This window comes from Delftia sp. PE138 (assembly GCF_018320755.1).
In the GTDB taxonomy this organism is placed as follows: domain Bacteria; phylum Pseudomonadota; class Gammaproteobacteria; order Burkholderiales; family Burkholderiaceae_C; genus Comamonas; species Comamonas tsuruhatensis.
This window is the reverse complement of the sequence record NZ_JABEPN010000001.1, coordinates 1,579,703-1,596,650: the sequence shown is the minus strand read 5'-3', so window position 1 is coordinate 1,596,650 and position 16,948 is coordinate 1,579,703. Positions and strand designations below refer to the sequence as shown.

Here is a 16,948-nt window from a genome sequence, read left to right as displayed (position 1 = left end):
GAAAAAAGCCGCCCCATGTCCTTCTCCAGCCCCATCTCCGTCTTCGTCATCGACGACCACACGCTGTTCCGGCGCGGGCTGATCGCCCTCATCGCCCAGGACGCAGGCCTGCGCGTGGTCGGCGAGGCCGGCGACGCGGGCGAGGCCCTGCGCCTGGTGCCCGCGCTGGCGCCCCAGGTCATCCTGCTGGACAACCACCTGCCCGGCGTGTTGGGCGTCGATGCCATCGCGGGCCTGCGGGCCGCATCGCCCGGCAGTCGCGTCGTCATGCTCACCGTGAGCGAGGACGGCCAGGACCTGGCGGCCGCGCTGCGCAACGGCGCCCAGGGCTATCTGCTCAAGACCATCGACGGCGACCTGCTGTCCGAGGCCCTGCGCCGCGCCGCGCGCGGCGAGCCCGTGGTCAGCCCCGAGATGATGGGCAAGCTGGTGGCCGCCTTCCAGTCCCAGGGCGCGCCCGAGCCCCAGGCGCCCGAGCCGGACGAGGCCCCGGCCTCGCCGCTGTCCCCGCGCGAGGAAGAGGTGCTGGTCCAGATCGCCCGAGGCGCCAGCAACAAGGAAATCGCCCGCACGCTGGACATTGCCGAGACCACGGTCAAGATCCACGTCCAGCACATCCTGCGCAAGCTGGGCCTGAGCTCGCGCGTGCAGGCGGCGGTGTATGCGTCGGAGCGGCAGCGGGATTAGCGGCCTACGCTGTGGCTGAAGCCCAACCATCCCCCGCACACCGCATCGCCCACACCCAGGCCAGCGCGGCTGCCACGGTCAGCCCGGTGAGCATGGCCGCTGCGCCCATGGCGTCCAGCGCCACGCCGGCCGCCAGCGGCACCAGCATGCGGCTGGCGGCGAACAGGCTGGCCTGCAGGCCGTAGTCGAAGGCCTGCCAGCGCGGGCGGGCGAATTGCATCATCAGTCCGAAGACGCAGGCCGAGGAGGCGCCCATGGCTGCTGCCACGCAGGCCACGGCCGCGACCAGGCCCGGGGCCGGGGCGCCGGCTGCGATGACGGCGGCCAGCAGGGCCAGCGCCGCCACGTTGCAGCCCGCATACAGGGGCAGGGCGCGCCGGGTGCCCAGGCGGCGCGTGAGCAGGGGCGAGGCCGCGCCCGCCAGCGCAGCCACCACGCCGCCGCCCATGCCGGCCAGCAGGGCGGCCTGGGCGGGCGCGAAGCCATGGTCCAGCATCAGCGGCTTCAGGTAGAACCAGGCCGCGCCGATGAAGGGGAAGTAGCTGACCAGCACCAGGGTCCAGCGCCAGGCGCCGGGCTGGGCGCCATAGCCGCTGACCATGGCGGCCAGTCCAGCTTTGGGCGCAGGCAGCAGCAGGGGTGAGGGCGCATCTCCCGGCTCATGGCGCACCACCCAGGCCAGCAGCAGGGCGCCCAGGGCCAGCGCGCCGGCCAGGCAGAGGAAGGGCGCGCGCCAGCCCCATTTCGCCTGCATGAGCAGCATCATCCCGCCGCCCACGATGGCGCCCAGCGACAGCGCCGCTGCGCGCACGCCCCCGGCGCGCATGCGCTCGGACGCGGGCAGCAGGCGGATGGCCAGGGCGCTGACGGGAATGTCGGCCCAGGTGGCGGCCAGCGCGGCCGCGAAGGCCAGGCCGAACAGCCACAGGCGCTCGGCCAGCAACTGCTGCCAGCCCAGGGCCAGCAGCACGGCCGCATAAGCCAGGCACAGGGCCAGCGCCCAGGCGCGGTAGCGCGGCTGGCCGTTCGCGCTGCGCGCTTCCACGGGCGCGGCCAACGCGAACTTGATCAGCGCGGGCAGCCCCGCCAGCTGGAACAGGCCGATGGCCGTGCCCGACCAGCCATGCTGGCGCATGACCAGGGGCAGGCCCAGCCAGAGGTAGACGCTGGGCGCGGTGAGCGCCAGGTGCAGCCAGCCGAAAAGTGCCTGGAGCAGCCAGACAGGTCGGGGAGCTGCGGCCTTCATGGCGCGGCCTTGCGCGCCACGAGCACGGCCAGCGGCGCCATCGGAAACTCGCGCGACTCGATGCGTTCTATGCGCTCGAAACCCGCCTGCGCCAGCAGCGCCTGCAGCTCGCCGCGCCGGGTCACGCTGCGGCCCAGCAGGCGCATGGGCAGGTAGTAGGGCAGGGTGCGCAGGGCGGCTTCGGGCGTCTCATCCACCTCGGCATGGGCGCAGACGAAGACGCCGCCGGGCGCCAGCGCGTCGAACACCTTGGCGACCACGGCTGCCGCATCGGGCACGAAATGCAGCACGGACGAGCACCAGACCAGGTCGTATCCGCTGCCTATGCCGTCCGTGGCCAGGTTGCCGCCCAGGGCGGTGAAGCGGTCGGACAGGCGGGACTGGCGGGCGTTGTCCGCCGCCACGGCCACGGCCTCGGGCCAGTCGAAGACGCTGGCCTGCAGCGCGGGCTGCTGGCGCAGCAGGGCCAGCGCGATCCAGCCGGGGCCGCCGCCCAGGTCCAGCATGCGGCGCGCGGTACCCGCACCGGCAGCGGCCTCGGGCACCTGGTCCAGCACCTGCAGCGCGGCAGGCACGCTGACGGCGCGCTGCTCCTGGCCGATCTGGGCGCGCGCGGCGGCGGCCCAGCCTTCGGCATTGCCCGTGGCCAAGGGGGCGCTGCAGGCCATGCCGTCCCCGGCAGGGCCGTGCTCGACCAGGCCGCGCAGCAGCGTGGCGGAGTGGCGCAGCGAGCGCAGGCGGAACAGCCAGGCCGCGCCGCAGGACTCGGGCGATGCGCTGTGCAGGTAGCGCAGCGCATCGGTGGCCAACAGGTAGCTCACGGGCTCGTGCTGGCCGCGCCGCAGGAGGCCCATGCTCCACAGCAATTCCAGCCAGTGGGAGGTATTGGCCTCGTTCCAGCCCTGGGCCAGGGCCAGCTCGGCCGGCGTCTGGGGCGTGGCCAGCCGGTCCAGTGCCCCCGATTCGAGCGCCAGCACCAGGGCCTCGGCCTGGACCTGGGCGGCGGCCAGGTCCCACAGCGGCTGCAGGGCGTGGGAGGGGGCGTGGGTAGGGGATTCACAGCGGGGTGTATTCATCGGAAGGTCCTTTTCACGAAAGGGAGTCACATGCGCCAGGTCAGCCGCACGCCGAACTCGCGCGGCGGGCTGTAGACCACGACCTGGCCGTTGAGGTAGCCCACGGCGTCGTAGCGGCGGTTGGCGGCATTGCGCAGGTAGGCGGCGATTTCCCAGGACGCCTGGGCATAGCCGGCCGCCAGGTTGAGCAGCCCGTAGCCGGGGCGGCGGTAGGCGTTGGCGGCGTCCAGGTAGACCTTGCCCGTGCCCTGCACGGCGGCCTGCGCCCACCAGCGGCCGGGCGCGTCGTAGCGCAGCGCCACATGGGCCGTCATGTCGGGCGCAAACGGGTTGCGGTGGCCGTCGTAGACGGCGCCGCCGTCGCGGAAGCTTCCGAAGCGCGTGCGGTTCAGGCCCAGGGCGGTCTGCAGCTGCCAGCCGCCGCCGAACACATAGTCCAGCTCGAAGTCCGCGCCCGTGGAGCGTGCCCGCGCCGCATTGGTGATGTAGACCACACCCGGCAGGCCCATCTGCTGCACCTGCATGTCGCGCACCTGCTGGGTGTAGACCGAGGCCGCATAGCGCAGGCGCTGCCCCAGCAGCCGGCCCTTGGTGCCGATCTCCCAGGCGCGCACGGTCTCTGGCTCGTAGGCCGCATAGCCCATGGCCGGAGAGAACACGTTGAAGCCGCCCGCGCGGTAGCCCTCGCTGAGGCTGGTGTAGACCTGGCCCTGGGGCGACCACTGGTATTGCAGCGAGAGCTTGGGGCTCAAGCGCGACCAGTCGTCGCTGCGCGCCGCCGCGCCCACGGGGGCCAGTTCCACGCGGTTGCGCTCCACGCGCGCGCCGGCCGCCAGCGTCCAGCGCTCGGACAGCGGGACGGTCCAGTGCGTGAACAGCGCCGCCGTGCTGCCCTTGAGCCCGGCCGTGGGCCGCATCAGTGCGGCGGGCAGCTTTTGCTCGTAGCGCAGGTCATGGTCGTCGCGGTCCAGGTACAGGCCGGCCAGCCAGCGCGCGTTCCACAGGCCTGCGGCCTCGCCCTCCAGGCGCAGTTCCTGCGAGGTCGTGGCCAGGCGGTAGTCGCGCCGCACGTGGAGCAGGTCGGCGCGCTGGAAGTCCGTGTCCTGCAGCACGCGGTCGTCGAAGACATTGCGCGCGGTGATGGAGCGCAGCCGCAGGCCCGAGGCAAAGCGGTGCGAGACATCGAGCGACAGCGTCTGCCCGCGCGAGCGGTTCCAGCTGTCCGTGCCCGAGTTCACCGTGGCGCGCGGCGCGGCAATGCTGCCCCATTGCGCGGCGCCGTCGTCCCAGCGCTGCCGGGCGTAGCGCAGCGTGGCCTCGGTCTCGGCCGTGGGCGTCCAGCGCAGGGCCAGGCGGCCGCTGGCGCGCTCGCGGTCGTCCACGCGCGCTCCCGTCGCCTGCTGGCGTATGAAACCGTCCTGCGCGCGCCACTCGCCCGACAGGCCGATGTAGAGCTGGCCCGGCACCAGGGCGCGGCCCAGCTCGAAGCTGCCCGCGCGCTGGCCGTGGTTGCCGGCCTCGGCGCTGATCGATGCATAGGGCGTGTCGCCGGGCTGGCGCGTGACGATGCTGACCACGCCCGCTTCGGCATTGCGGCCGTACAAGGTCGATTGCGGGCCGCGCAGCACCTCCACGCGGTCCACGCCCTGCAGGTTGTGCTCGAAGCCCTGGGCCATCAGCGTGGGCACGCCATCGACCAGCAGCAGTGTGGACGAGGAGAACGACACGAAGTTGGCCGTCAGTCCGCGCATCACGGGCGGCTGCACGCCCGACTGGCCGAAGGCCTGGAACACAAAGCCCGGCACCTGGGCGGACAGCGCGTCCAGCCCGCGCACGCCGGCCGCCTCCAGCGCCGCGCCGTCGAAGACGGAGACGCTGGCGGGCACGGCGTCCAGGCTCTCGGCCTGCTTGTTCACCGTGACCGTGATCTCGGGCAGGGCCGCTTCGGGCGCCTGGCCCTGGGCCGCCACCGTGAAGGGGACCAGGGCCAGCGCGGCCGGCCAGCGAAGGGGGAATGCCATGGTTTTCTCGTCCTCTCCAAAAGGGAATCTCGTTGGAGACCGATGCTATGGAAGATGAGAATCGCTATCATTTGAAAACGTATGCGCGCCGGAGCGTTTCCTATGCGAAGCGCGCATCCATCCCTCTCACATGACCTCCCGCATCCCTTCCTCGCTTGCCTTGCCCCAGCCCTGTGCGCCGGGCTGGACGCGGCATGCCCTGCCCGCCGAGCTGGGCGACTGCCATGCGGAGCGCTTCACGCTGGGCGACGGCATCGTGCTGGCGCGCTCGCACTACTGCCCGCTGCGCGACCTGGTGGAGGACAGCGTGCAGGCCGATGCCTCGGACCAGGGCCGCACCCTGGTCATCACGCTGGGGCTGGCCGGGCAATCGGGCTTTGTGGCGCGCACGGGCGCGGCGCTGCGCTTCGGCGCAGGGCGGACCACGCTGGCAGCCTTTCGCGGCAGCCAGGGCGAGCGCCGCTATGCGGCAGGCCAGACCGTGCGCCAGCTGCGCCTGCTGCTGTCGGGCGCGGCGCTGGACCGCTATCTGGGGCCTGAACTCTCGCAGCGCCTGACCCAGGTGGACGGCGCGGCCGGCGTGCGGCCCTTGGACCACCGTGCCAGCCTGCCGGCCAGCCTGGCGCTGGCGCGGCGCCTGGCCCAGCCGCCCGGACACCAGCCCACCGATGCGCTGGACCGCCACATCGCCATGCTGAGCCTGGCCGCGCTGGAGCTGCGGCATCTCGCGCCTGCGCCGCAGCCGGCCAAGGCGGCACCGCGCTGGTCGGCCGACGAACTGGCCCGGCTGGAGCAGGCGCGCGAACTGCTGTCCACCCAGATGGACCGCGCGCTGACCCTGGCCTACCTGAGCGCCGCCGTGGGCCTGGGCGAGCACCGGCTCAAGCAGGGATTTAGCGCCGTCTTCGGCACCACGCCCCAGGCCCTGCTGCTGGAGCTGCGCATGCGCCGCGCCTGGGCGTTGCTGGAGACCGGCTGCCAGGTCGCCCAGGCCGGCTGGCAGGTGGGCTATGCCCATCCGTCGAACTTCAGTGCCGCGTTCACGCGGTTCTACGGGCGCAGCCCGAAATCGGTCTTCGGCCGCCGCTCCTGATCTGCGTCAAGCCTTTTTGTCCTCGATAGTTCTTTGGAACTAGGCCCGCCTGCGCGCTCCTAGTTCTTCCGCCTTGTCCGAGCGTACGGCTGGCGGATGTGCGGCGCGGCCCTCGCGCGGGACCATGGATGCCATAGCCCCCACGAGGAAAACAAAATGGCAAACACAGCGCCCACCGCACAGGGCGACCCCCGAAAGAGCACCAGCACAGGCACACGCCACGACCGCCAGGCCTGGTCGGTCCTGGCCGTCAGCACCCTGGCCTTCACGGTCTGCTTCATGGTCTGGATGATGTTCGGCATCATCGGCATCCCCATCAAGAAGATGCTGGATCTGAACGCCACGCAGTTCGGCCTGCTCACGGCCATGCCCGTGCTCACGGGCTCGCTGGTGCGCGTGCCGCTGGGCATCTGGACCGACCGCTTCGGCGGGCGCATCGTGATGGCGGTGCTGATGGCCGTCACCGTGCCCGCGATCTGGGTGATGGGCTATGCCACCGAGTACTGGCACTTCCTGACCATCGGCCTGTTCGTGGGCCTGGCGGGCGGCTCGTTCTCGGTGGGCACGCCCTATGTGGCGCGCTGGTTTCCCAAGGAGCGCCAGGGCATGGCCATGGGCATCTACGGCGCGGGCAACTCGGGCGCGGCGGTCAACAAGTTCGTGGCGCCGGTGATCCTGGTGGCCTTCGGCTGGGCCGCCGTGCCGCATGCCTATGCGGCCATCATGCTGGGCGCGCTGGTGCTGTTCTGGCTGTTCAGCCACAGCGACCCGGCCCACCTGGTGCCCAGCAACGTGCGCTTCAGCGACCAGTTGAAGGCGCTCAAGGACCCGCGCGTGCTCAAGTACTGCCAGTACTACAGCATCGTCTTCGGCGGCTATGTGGCGCTGAGCCTGTGGATGGTGCAGTACTACGTGGGCGAGTACGGCCTGGACATCCGCGTGGCGGCCCTGCTGGCGGCCTGCTTTTCGCTGCCGGGCGGCGTGCTGCGCGCCATCGGCGGCTGGCTGTCGGACAAGTACGGCGCGCACAGCGTGACCTGGTGGGTGCTGTGGGTGTGCTGGATCTGCCTGTTCCTGCTGTCCTATCCGCAGACGGATTTCACGGTACTCACCACCGAGGGCAGCACCCGCTTTCACCTGGGCCTGAACGTCTATGCCTTCACCGCGCTGATGTTCGTGCTGGGCATTGCCATGGCCTTCGGCAAGGCCAGCGTCTTCAAGTACATCAGCGACGACTACCCCGGAAACATCGGCGCCATCAGCGGCATCGTGGGCCTGGCCGGCGGCCTGGGCGGCTTCATCCTGCCCATCCTGTTCGGCGTGCTGCTGGACTGGACGGGCATCCGCTCCAGCGCCTTCATGCTGCTGTACGGCGTGGTCTGGGTGTCGCTGATCTGGATGTATTTCACCGAGGTGCGCCGCACCGACGTGCTCAACAGCCACGGCGGCCACAGCGATGTGCAGCCGACCGCGCGCTGAACCGCAGGAGTTGCACATGCATGCGAACACCAAGACCGCCGCAAAGGCATCCGCGCGCAGCCGCCCCGGCAGCGTGCTGACCCTCTGGCGCCCCGAGGACAAACAGTTCTGGGAGCGCGAGGGCGAGGCCATCGCCAGGATCAACCTCTGGATCTCGGTGCCCGCCCTGTTCCTGGCCTTTGCCATCTGGCAGGTCTGGAGCGTGGTGGCCGTGAACCTGCCCGCGCTGGGCTTCACCTACTCCACCAACCAGCTGTTCTGGCTGGCGGCGGCGCCTGCGCTGTCGGGCGCCACGCTGCGCATCTTCTATTCCTTCATGGTGCCGCTGATGGGCGGGCGCCGCTGGACGGCGCTGTCCACGGCCTCGCTGCTGATCCCGGCCATCGGCATCGGCTACGCCGTGCAGGACGCCAGCACCGGCTATCCGACCATGCTGATTCTGGCCCTGCTGTGCGGCCTGGGCGGGGGCAACTTCAGCTCCAGCATGGCCAACATCAGCTTCTTCTTTCCCAAGGAGCGCAAGGGCTCGGCCCTGGGCGTGAACGCGGGCCTGGGCAACCTGGGCGTGTCGGTGGTGCAGTTCCTGAGCCCGCTGGTGATCACGGCCGGCATCTTCGGCGTCTTCGGCGGCGATGCGCAGACCATCACCAAGGCCGGCGAGACCACCCGGGTGTGGGCGCAGAACGCGGCCTTCATCTGGGTGCCGTGGATCGCCATCGCCTCGCTGGCCGCCTGGTTCGGCATGAACGACATCGCCGACGCCAAGGCCAGCTTCGCGGCCCAGGCCGCCATCTTCCGGCGCAAGCACAACTGGGTGATGTGCCTGCTGTACCTGGGCACCTTCGGCTCGTTCATCGGCTTTGCCGCCGGCTTTCCGCTGCTGATCAAGAGCCAGTTCCCGGCGGTCAATCCGCTGGCCTATGCCTGGCTGGGCCCGCTGCTGGGCGCGCTGTCGCGGCCCTTTGGCGGCTGGCTGGCCGACAAGGCGGGCGGCGCGCGCGTGACGTTCTGGAACTTCCTCGTCATGGCCGTGGCCGTGGTGGGCGTGCTGTATTTCCTGCCCAAGGGCAGCGGCGGCTACGCGCTGGGCTTCGGTCCCGCCGAGGGCAGCTTCATGGGCTTCTTCCTGATGTTCCTGGTGCTGTTCCTGACCACGGGCATCGGCAACGGATCGACCTTCAGCATGATCCCGGCGATTTTCCTGGCCCTCAAGCAGCGCGAGCTCGGCGCCCATCCCAGCGAGGAAGCCCAGGCCCATGCCCTCAAGGAGGGCAATACCGAAGGCGCGGCCGCCCTGGGCTTTGCGGGCGCGCTGGGAGCCTACGGCGGCTTCTTCATCCCCAAGAGCTACGGCAGCTCCATCGCCGCCACGGGCGGGCCCGAGCTGGCGCTGTGGGTGTTTGCCGCCTTCTATGTGCTGTGCGTGGGCGTGACCTGGTGGTACTACGCGCGCAGGAACGCCGAGATGCCCTGCTGAGCCTTGGGCCGCAGACCGCACCGCAACGAACAACAAGGAGTCCCGCGATGAGCCATTTTCTGGACAAGCTTTCCTACTTCTCCCTGCCCCGGCAGGAATTCTCCAACGGCCATGGCCAGGTGACGGGCGAGGACCGCACCTGGGAAGACGCCTACCGCGACCGCTGGGCGCATGACAAGGTGGTGCGCTCCACGCACGGCGTGAACTGCACGGGCTCGTGCTCGTGGAAGATCTACGTCAAGGGCGGCATCGTGACCTGGGAGACCCAGCAGACCGACTACCCGCGCACGCGCGCCGACCTGCCCAACCACGAGCCGCGCGGCTGCGCGCGCGGCGCCAGCTACAGCTGGTACCTGTACAGCGCCAACCGCGTCAAATACCCCATGGTGCGCGGCCGGCTGCTCAAGCACTGGCGCGCTGCCCTGGCCGTGGCCAGGAGCCCGGTCGATGCCTGGGCCGCCATCGTCGAGAACGAGGATGCGCGCAGCGAGTGGCAAAAGCAGCGCGGCCTGGGCGGCTTCGTGCGCAGCAGCTGGGACGAGGTCAACCGCATGATCGCGGCGGCCAACGTCTACACCATCAAGAAGCACGGGCCGGACCGCATCATCGGCTTCTCGCCGATTCCGGCCATGTCCATGATCTCGTATGCCGCAGGCAGCCGCTACCTGAGCCTGATCGGCGGCGTGTGCATGAGCTTCTACGACTGGTACTGCGACCTGCCGCCGGCCAGCCCCCAGACCTGGGGCGAGCAGACCGACGTGCCGGAGAGCGCGGACTGGTACAACTCCAACTTCATCATCGCCTGGGGCTCCAACGTGCCCCAGACGCGCACCCCCGACGCCCACTTCTTCACCGAGGTCCGCTACAAGGGCGCCAAGGTCGTGGCCGTCACGCCCGACTACTCCGAGGTCGCCAAGCTGGCCGACCTGTGGATGCACCCCAAGCAGGGCACGGACGCGGCCGTGGCCATGGCCATGGGCCACGTCATCCTCAAGGAGTTCTACTTCGGCGAGCGCGGCCGCCCGGCCTATTTCGAGGACTATGCGCGCCGCTACACCGACCTGCCGCTGCTGATCCGCCTCAAGCGCCAGCAACTGCCCGACGGCCGCACGGCCCTGGTTCCCGAGCGCTATGTGCGCGCCAGCGACTTCGACGGCCACCTGGGCCAGGACAGCAACCCCGAGTGGAAGACCGTGGCCTACGGCGAGGACGGCGGCGTGGCCCTGCCCAACGGCTCCATCGGCTTTCGCTGGGGCGAGGCCGGCCGCGCCGACGAGGGCCTGTGGAACCTCGAATCCAAGGAGGCGCGCACGGGCAACGACGTGCAGCTCAAGCTCTCGGTGCTGGACGGCCAGGGCGTGGACAGTGAAGTGGCCGACGTGGCCTTCCCCTACTTCGGCGGCCTGCAGTCGCCGGGGTTCGACGCCAACGAGCAGGGCACGGATGTGCTGCTGCGCCGCGTGCCCGTCTCGCGCATGGTGCTGGACGGCGAGGAGGCCATCGTGGCCACCGTGTTCGACCTGCTGGCGGGCAACTACGGCATCCACCGTGGCCTGGAAGGCGAGGGCGCTGATGGCGGCTATGACGCCGATGCGCCCTACACCCCGGCCTGGCAGGAAAAGATCACCGGCGTGCCGCGTGACCAGGTGATCGCCATTGCGCGCCAGTTCGCCGACAACGCCGAGAAGACGCGCGGCAAGTCCATGGTCATCATCGGCGCGGCCATGAACCACTGGTACCACTGCGACATGAACTACCGCGGCATCATCAACATGCTGATGCTGTGCGGCTGCATAGGCCAGAGCGGCGGCGGCTGGGCGCACTACGTGGGCCAGGAAAAGCTGCGCCCGCAGACCGGCTGGACCGCGCTGGCCTTTGCGCTGGACTGGCTGCGCCCGCCGCGCCAGATGAACTCCACCAGCTTCTTCTACGCCCACACCGACCAGTGGCGCTACGAGAAGCTGGGCGTGGAAGAGGTGCTGTCCCCGCTGGCCGACCGCAGCCAGTACGGCGGCGCCATGATCGACTACAACGTGCGCGCCGAGCGCATGGGCTGGCTGCCCAGCGCCCCGCAGCTGCAGGCCAACCCGCTGCAGCTGGTGCGCGACGCCCAGGCCCAGGGCCTGGACGTGAAGGACCACGTGGTGCAGTCCCTGCAGGACGGCTCGCTGTCCATGAGCTGCGAGGACCCCGACCACCCGGCCAACTGGCCGCGCAACATGTTCGTGTGGCGCTCCAACATCCTGGGCAGCTCGGGCAAGGGCCATGAGTACTTCCTCAAGCACCTGCTGGGCACCACCCATGGCGTGCAAGGAAAAGACCTTGGAGAACAAGACCCCCCCGATGCGCTGCGCGCCTCCCCCCAGGGGGCGGCCGGCTTGGGGCGGCCCGGCGCCGGCCATTCGGCCAAGCCGCAGGAAGTGCGCTGGCACGACAAGGCGCCCGAAGGCAAGCTGGACCTGCTGGTCACGCTGGACTTCCGCATGAGCACCACCTGCCTGTACTCGGACATCGTCCTGCCCACGGCCACCTGGTATGAGAAGAACGACCTCAACACCAGCGACATGCACCCCTTCATCCATCCGCTGTCGGCGGCCGTGGACCCGGCCTGGCAGGCCAGGAGCGACTGGGAGATCTACAAGGGCTTCGCCAAGTCCTTCAGCGAGGTCTGCGTGGGCCACCTGGGCGTGGAAAAGGACGTGGTGCTCACGCCGCTGATGCACGACACCCCCGCCGAGCTGGCCCAGCCCGATGGCGTGCGCGACTGGAAGAAGGGCGAGTGCGCCCTGATCCCCGGCAAGACCGCGCCGCAGATTGCCGTGGTCGAGCGCGACTATCCCAACCTCTACAAGCGCTTCACGGCCCTGGGCCCGCTGATGGACAGGCTGGGCAACGGCGGCAAGGGCATCGGCTGGAACACCGAGACCGAGGTGGAGCAGCTGGGCGAGCTCAACGGCCTGGTGCGCGAGGAAGGCGTGAGCCAGGGCCGCCCGCGCATCGTCACCGACATCGACGCCACCGAGGTGGTGATGATGCTGGCGCCCGAGACCAACGGCCACGTGGCCGTCAAGGCCTGGGAGGCGCTGTCGAAGCAGACGGGGCGCGAGCACGCCCACCTGGCCCTGCACCGCGAGGACGAGAAGATCCGCTTTCGCGACATCCAGGCCCAGCCGCGCAAGATCATCAGCTCGCCCACCTGGTCGGGCCTGGAAAGCGAGAAGGTCAGCTACAACGCCTGCTACACCAACGTGCATGAGCTGATCCCATGGCGCACCCTCACCGGCCGCCAGCAGTTCTACCAGGACCATCCGTGGATGCGCGACTTCGGCGAGGGCTTCGTCAGCTACCGCCCGCCCGTGCACATGAAGGCGCTGCAGGAAGTGCAGGGCCAAAAGCCCAACGGCCACCCCGAGATCGCGCTGAACTTCATCACGCCGCACCAGAAGTGGGGCATCCACTCCACCTATGGCGACAACCTGATGATGCTCACGCTGGCGCGTGGCGGCCCCATCGTCTGGCTCAGCGAGGACGACGCCAAGAGCGCCGGCATCGCCGACAACGACTGGGTGGAGCTGTACAACGCCAACGGCGCCATCGCGGCGCGGGCCGTGGTCAGCCAGCGCGTCAAGCCGGGCATGGTGATGATGTACCACGCGCAGGAGAAGACCATCAACACGCCGGGCTCGGAGATCACCGGCACGCGCGGCGGCATCCACAACTCGGTCACGCGCATCGTGCTCAAGCCCACCCACATGATCGGCGGCTACGCGCAGTACAGCTACGGCTTCAACTACTACGGAACCATCGGCACCAACCGCGACGAGTTCGTCCTGGTCCGAAAGATGCGCCGCATCGACTGGCTGGATGACGAAGCCGAGGCCGGCGCAGCCGCCCATGCCTGAACAACAAGGAGAAACACGATGAAAATCCGCGCACAGATCGGCATGGTGCTGAACCTGGACAAGTGCATCGGCTGCCACACCTGCTCCGTCACCTGCAAGAACGTCTGGACCAGCCGCCCCGGCGTCGAATACGCCTGGTTCAACAACGTCGAGACCAAGCCCGGCATCGGCTACCCGCGCGAGTGGGAAAACCAGGCCAAGTGGAACGGCGGCTGGATGCGCCGCACGGACGGCTCCATCGCGCCCCGCCAGGGCGGCAAGTGGAGCCTGTTGATGCGCATCTTCGCCAACCCCAACCTGCCCCAGATCGACAACTACTACGAACCCTTCACCTACGACTACGAGCACCTGCAGTCGGCCAGGGAAAGCAAGGCCGCGCCCACGGCGCGCGCGCGCAGCCTGATCTCGGGCCAGCGCATGGAGAAGATCGAATGGGGTCCGAACTGGGAGGAAATCCTGGGCGGCGAATTCAGCAAGCGCAGCCATGACGTGAACTTCGAGCAGATCCAGAAGGACATCTACGGCCAGTTCGAGAACACCTTCATGATGTACCTGCCGCGCCTGTGCGAGCACTGCCTGAACCCGGCCTGCGTGGCGTCCTGCCCCTCGGGCTCGATCTACAAGCGCGAGGAGGACGGCATCGTCCTCATCGACCAGGACAAGTGCCGCGGCTGGCGCATGTGCGTCTCGGGCTGCCCCTACAAGAAGATCTACTACAACTGGCAAAGCGGCAAGGCCGAAAAATGCATCTTCTGCTACCCGCGCATCGAGGCCGGCCAGCCCACCGTCTGCTCCGAAACCTGCGTGGGCCGCATCCGCTACCTGGGCGTGCTGCTGTACGACGCCGACCGCATCGAGGAAGCGGCCAGCGTGGAGCGCGACCGCGACCTCTACCAGGCGCAGCTGGACATCTTCCTGGACCCCAATGACCCCGAGGTCATCCGCCAGGCCCGCATCGACGGCATCCCCGACGCCTGGATCGAGGCCGCGCAGTCCAGCCCCGTCTACAAGATGGCCGTGGACTGGAAGGTGGCCCTGCCGCTGCACCCCGAGTACCGCACCCTGCCCATGGTCTGGTATGTGCCGCCGCTGTCGCCCATCACCTCGGCGGCGAACGCCGGGCATCTCGACAGTGTCGGCCGCAGCCCCATCAATGGCGACCTGCCCGATGTCTCGCAGCTGCGCATCCCCGTGCAGTACCTGGCCAACCTGCTCACCGCCGGCGACACCACGCCCGTGGTGCGCGCGCTCGAGCGCATGCTGGCCATGCGCGCGTACCAGCGCAGCAAGCACGTGGACCAGGAACAGAACCTGGCCGTGCTCCAGTACGCGGGACTGACGGTGCACGAGGTCGAGGACATGTACCAGACCATGGCAATCGCCAACTACGAGGACCGCTTCGTCATCCCCTCGGCCCACCGCGAATACGCCGAAAGCGCGTTCGATTTGCGCGGCGGCTGCGGCTTCTCGTTCGGCAACGGCTGCTCCGACGGCAGCACCGACGCCAGCCTGTTCGGCGGCAAGAAGCCGCGCACCATCCCCATCCGCGCGCAAATGTGAGGACTGCCGCCATGTTCAATCACAACACTTCCACCCCCGTGCGCCTGACGCTGCGCGCGCTGGCCTGCCTCATCGGCTACCCCGGCGCCGAGCTGCGCGCCCTGCTGCCGGGCCTGATCGACGCCCTGCGCCTGGAGCAATCCGTGGCGCCCGCGCGGCTGCGCGAGTTGCAGCAGCTGGCCGAGCAGCTGCAGGCCATGGACCCCTTCGAGGCCGAGGCCCGCTACGTGGACACCTTCGACCGGGGCCACCAGACCTCGCTGCACCTGTTCGAGCATGTGCACGGCGACTCGGCCGACCGGGGCCCGGCGCTGATCGACCTGCAGCAGACCTACGAGCGCGCGGGCCTGGCCTTCGAGGCCGACGAACTGCCCGACCACCTGGCCGTGGTGCTGGAGTTCGCCTCCACCCAGCCGCCGGCCATCGCCCGTGAATTCCTGGGCGAGATGGCCCACATCCTCAACGCCCTGTTCACGGCGCTGGCGCGGCGCGACAGCCCCTACGCCAGCGTGATCGCGGCCGTGCTGGAGATCACCGGCCACAGGGCCGAGCGCGTGGAAATCCGCCCCGAGCCCGCCATGGACGAGGCCTGGGCCGAACCCGCCGCCTTCGACGGCTGCAGCAGCCAGGGCAAATCCCGTCCCGGCGCCGAGCAGCCCGTGCATTTCGTGCGCCGCACGGCGGCGCCCCAAGCCCAAGTACCCCGCCAAAGGAGCCTGACATGACCCCCTCCTGGATAGACCACCTGCTCTTCGGCCTCTACCCCTACATCTGCCTGGCCGTGTTCTTCATCGGCAGCTGGCTGCGATTCGACCGCGACCAGTACACCTGGAAGAGCGATTCATCGCAGCTGCTGCGCAGCGGCAGCCTGCGCTGGGGCAGCAACCTGTTCCACATCGGCGTGCTGTTCCTGTTCTTCGGCCACACCGTGGGCATGCTCACGCCGCACTTCGTCTACGAGCCATTCATGGCCGCAGGCGCCAAGCAGCTGCTGGCCATGGTCAGCGGCGGCATCGCGGGCACGCTGGGCTTCATCGGCCTCACCATCTTGCTGCACCGCCGGCTGTCGGACGTGCGCATCCGCGCCCACTCCAGGTTCAGCGACATCGCCATCCTCTGGCTGCTGTGGCTGCAGCTGCTGCTGGGCCTGGCCACCATCCCGCTGTCGGCAAGGCACATGGACGGCTCCATGATGATGGCCCTGGCCGAATGGGCGCAGCGCATCGTCACCTTCCGTGGCGGCGCGGCCGAACTGCTGGCCGAGGCCGGCTGGGTGTTCAAGGCCCACATGTTCCTGGGCATGAGCATCTTCCTGGTCTTCCCCTTCACGCGCCTGGTCCACGTCTGGAGCGGCTTCGGCACCCTGGTCTACCTGCTGCGCCCCTACCAGCTGGTGCGCTCGCGCCGCCTGGGCCTGCCCGCATCGTCGGCACGCCGTGACGCCAAGCCCGGCCATTGAGGAGATCGACATGGAACATGGATGCAACGGATCGGGCGGCGGCCACTGCGGCTGCGCGTCTTCAACCCCTTCTTCTTCTTCTTCTTCTTCTTCTTCTTCTTCTTCTGCCCCGATGGGGGATCTCCCGGCGATTCCCGAAGTGCCGGCCTTCCAGCCCGTGGGCGAGGCCGGTGCCGAGGTGGCCCGCATCAACCACACGCCGCTGCACGCACCCGGACAGCGTCCGCCCGAGCGCGAACTGCGCCAGCGCGCCTGCACCGAGCTGCTGCGCCAGGCGGCCCAGCGCGAAGGCCTGCTGGGCGCCGATGATGCGGCCGGCGACGACGGCGTCATCAGCGAGCGCGCCTCCCAGGCCATAGAGCAGCTGCTGGAGCAATCGCTGCACCTGCCCGAGCCCGGCGAGGACGCCTGCCGCCGCCACTTCGATGCCAACCCCGCGCGCTTCGCCCAGGGCGAGCGCGTGCGCCTGAGCCACGTGCTGTTTGCCGTCACGCCCGGCGTGGACGTGCGTGCCCTCACCCAGCGGGCCGAGGCCCTGCTGATCGAGCTGCGCTGTGCCGACGACGCCGGCCTGCGCTTTGCCGAGGCCGCGCGCCAATGGTCCAACTGCCCCAGCGGCCAGCACGGCGGCGAACTGGGCTGGCTGGGCCGCAGCGATTGCGCGCCCGAATTCGCGCGCGATGTCTTTGCCTCCCAGGAAATCGGCGTGCTGTCGCGCCTGGTGCTCAGCCGCTTCGGCCTGCACGTGGTCGAGGTCTGCGCGCGCGAGACGGGCGTTCTGCCCGACTGGCAGCAGGCGCGCCCGGCCGTCGCCCAGGCCCTGCACCAGCAGACCTGGGTGAGCGCGCTCCACCAGTACCTGCAGCTGCTGGCCGGCCAGTCCGAGGTGGTGGGCGTGCGCATCGCTGCGGCCGACTCGCCGCTGGTGCAATAGCGGGGGACGTGCCC

General features: G+C 69.6%; 12 protein-coding genes. 9 read left to right on the top strand and 3 right to left on the bottom strand.

What is annotated here, in order from left to right:
* Positions 1-15: 15 nt before the first annotated feature.
* Entirely contained in the window at positions 16-687 is a 672-nt protein-coding gene (locus HFGMBDPB_RS07170) for a response regulator (protein ID WP_012203037.1), read from the top strand.
* A 4-nt stretch (positions 688-691) separates the two neighbouring features.
* Here the strand turns inward: HFGMBDPB_RS07170 and HFGMBDPB_RS07165 are convergent, their stop codons facing one another.
* The 3 genes from HFGMBDPB_RS07165 to HFGMBDPB_RS07155 are packed head-to-tail and all read right to left on the bottom strand — an operon-like array spanning position 692 to position 5,030.
* Positions 692-1,933, bottom strand: a complete 1,242-nt coding sequence (locus HFGMBDPB_RS07165; RefSeq protein WP_212645129.1) for an MFS transporter — start codon at positions 1,931-1,933, stop codon at positions 692-694.
* Positions 1,930-3,009 carry a class I SAM-dependent methyltransferase gene (locus HFGMBDPB_RS07160; RefSeq protein ID WP_212645128.1) on the bottom strand — a complete coding sequence of 360 codons (1,080 nt, stop codon included), beginning with the start codon at positions 3,007-3,009 and terminating at the stop codon, positions 1,930-1,932. Before HFGMBDPB_RS07160 ends, HFGMBDPB_RS07165 begins: the two co-directional genes overlap by 4 nt.
* A 26-nt stretch (positions 3,010-3,035) precedes the next feature.
* Positions 3,036-5,030, bottom strand: a complete 1,995-nt coding sequence (locus tag HFGMBDPB_RS07155; protein WP_212645127.1) for a TonB-dependent receptor — start codon at positions 5,028-5,030, stop codon at positions 3,036-3,038.
* A gap of 130 nt (positions 5,031-5,160) precedes the next feature.
* Here HFGMBDPB_RS07155 and HFGMBDPB_RS07150 point away from each other — a divergent pair, with 130 nt between their 5' ends.
* The 8 genes from HFGMBDPB_RS07150 to HFGMBDPB_RS07115 all read left to right on the top strand — a co-directional run bounded on the left by HFGMBDPB_RS07150 (position 5,161) and on the right by HFGMBDPB_RS07115 (position 16,934).
* Complete coding sequence (locus HFGMBDPB_RS07150; protein ID WP_212645126.1) at positions 5,161-6,123, top strand: helix-turn-helix transcriptional regulator; 963 nt, start codon at positions 5,161-5,163, stop codon at positions 6,121-6,123.
* Between the two features lie 156 nt (positions 6,124-6,279).
* On the top strand, positions 6,280-7,602 hold the full coding sequence (locus HFGMBDPB_RS07145; protein ID WP_212645125.1) for an MFS transporter: 1,323 nt from the start codon (positions 6,280-6,282) through the stop codon (positions 7,600-7,602).
* Positions 7,603-7,618: 16 nt separating this feature from the next.
* Positions 7,619-9,079 carry an MFS transporter gene (locus HFGMBDPB_RS07140; protein WP_043820416.1) on the top strand — a complete coding sequence of 487 codons (1,461 nt, stop codon included), beginning with the start codon at positions 7,619-7,621 and terminating at the stop codon, positions 9,077-9,079.
* Between the two features lie 47 nt (positions 9,080-9,126).
* Positions 9,127-12,981, top strand: coding sequence for a nitrate reductase subunit alpha (locus HFGMBDPB_RS07135; RefSeq protein WP_016446635.1), 3,855 nt, complete (start codon positions 9,127-9,129; stop codon positions 12,979-12,981).
* 18 nt (positions 12,982-12,999) lie between these two features.
* Positions 13,000-14,541, top strand: coding sequence for a nitrate reductase subunit beta (gene narH / locus HFGMBDPB_RS07130; protein WP_212645124.1), 1,542 nt, complete (start codon positions 13,000-13,002; stop codon positions 14,539-14,541).
* An 11-nt stretch (positions 14,542-14,552) separates the two neighbouring features.
* The gene (narJ, locus tag HFGMBDPB_RS07125) at positions 14,553-15,266 is read left to right on the top strand and encodes a nitrate reductase molybdenum cofactor assembly chaperone (RefSeq protein WP_212645123.1); all 714 of its coding nucleotides are present in this window, start codon (positions 14,553-14,555) and stop codon (positions 15,264-15,266) included.
* Positions 15,263-16,000: a respiratory nitrate reductase subunit gamma gene (narI, locus tag HFGMBDPB_RS07120; protein ID WP_017405247.1), complete on the top strand. Its 738-nt coding sequence runs from the start codon at positions 15,263-15,265 to the stop codon at positions 15,998-16,000. Before narJ ends, narI begins: the two co-directional genes overlap by 4 nt.
* A gap of 112 nt (positions 16,001-16,112) precedes the next feature.
* Complete coding sequence (locus tag HFGMBDPB_RS07115; protein WP_212645260.1) at positions 16,113-16,934, top strand: peptidylprolyl isomerase; 822 nt, start codon at positions 16,113-16,115, stop codon at positions 16,932-16,934.
* Positions 16,935-16,948: the final 14 nt, after the last annotated feature.

Coding starts and splice junctions, on each gene's coding strand:
- HFGMBDPB_RS07170 (WP_012203037.1), top strand. CDS start 16: ATGTCCTTCTCCAGCCCCATCTCCGTCTTCGTCATCGACGACCACACG.
- HFGMBDPB_RS07165 (WP_212645129.1), bottom strand. CDS start 1,933: ATGAAGGCCGCAGCTCCCCGACCTGTCTGGCTGCTCCAGGCACTTTTC.
- HFGMBDPB_RS07160 (WP_212645128.1), bottom strand. CDS start 3,009: ATGAATACACCCCGCTGTGAATCCCCTACCCACGCCCCCTCCCACGCC.
- HFGMBDPB_RS07155 (WP_212645127.1), bottom strand. CDS start 5,030: ATGGCATTCCCCCTTCGCTGGCCGGCCGCGCTGGCCCTGGTCCCCTTC.
- HFGMBDPB_RS07150 (WP_212645126.1), top strand. CDS start 5,161: ATGACCTCCCGCATCCCTTCCTCGCTTGCCTTGCCCCAGCCCTGTGCG.
- HFGMBDPB_RS07145 (WP_212645125.1), top strand. CDS start 6,280: ATGGCAAACACAGCGCCCACCGCACAGGGCGACCCCCGAAAGAGCACC.
- HFGMBDPB_RS07140 (WP_043820416.1), top strand. CDS start 7,619: ATGCATGCGAACACCAAGACCGCCGCAAAGGCATCCGCGCGCAGCCGC.
- HFGMBDPB_RS07135 (WP_016446635.1), top strand. CDS start 9,127: ATGAGCCATTTTCTGGACAAGCTTTCCTACTTCTCCCTGCCCCGGCAG.
- narH (WP_212645124.1), top strand. CDS start 13,000: ATGAAAATCCGCGCACAGATCGGCATGGTGCTGAACCTGGACAAGTGC.
- narJ (WP_212645123.1), top strand. CDS start 14,553: ATGTTCAATCACAACACTTCCACCCCCGTGCGCCTGACGCTGCGCGCG.
- narI (WP_017405247.1), top strand. CDS start 15,263: ATGACCCCCTCCTGGATAGACCACCTGCTCTTCGGCCTCTACCCCTAC.
- HFGMBDPB_RS07115 (WP_212645260.1), top strand. CDS start 16,113: ATGGGGGATCTCCCGGCGATTCCCGAAGTGCCGGCCTTCCAGCCCGTG.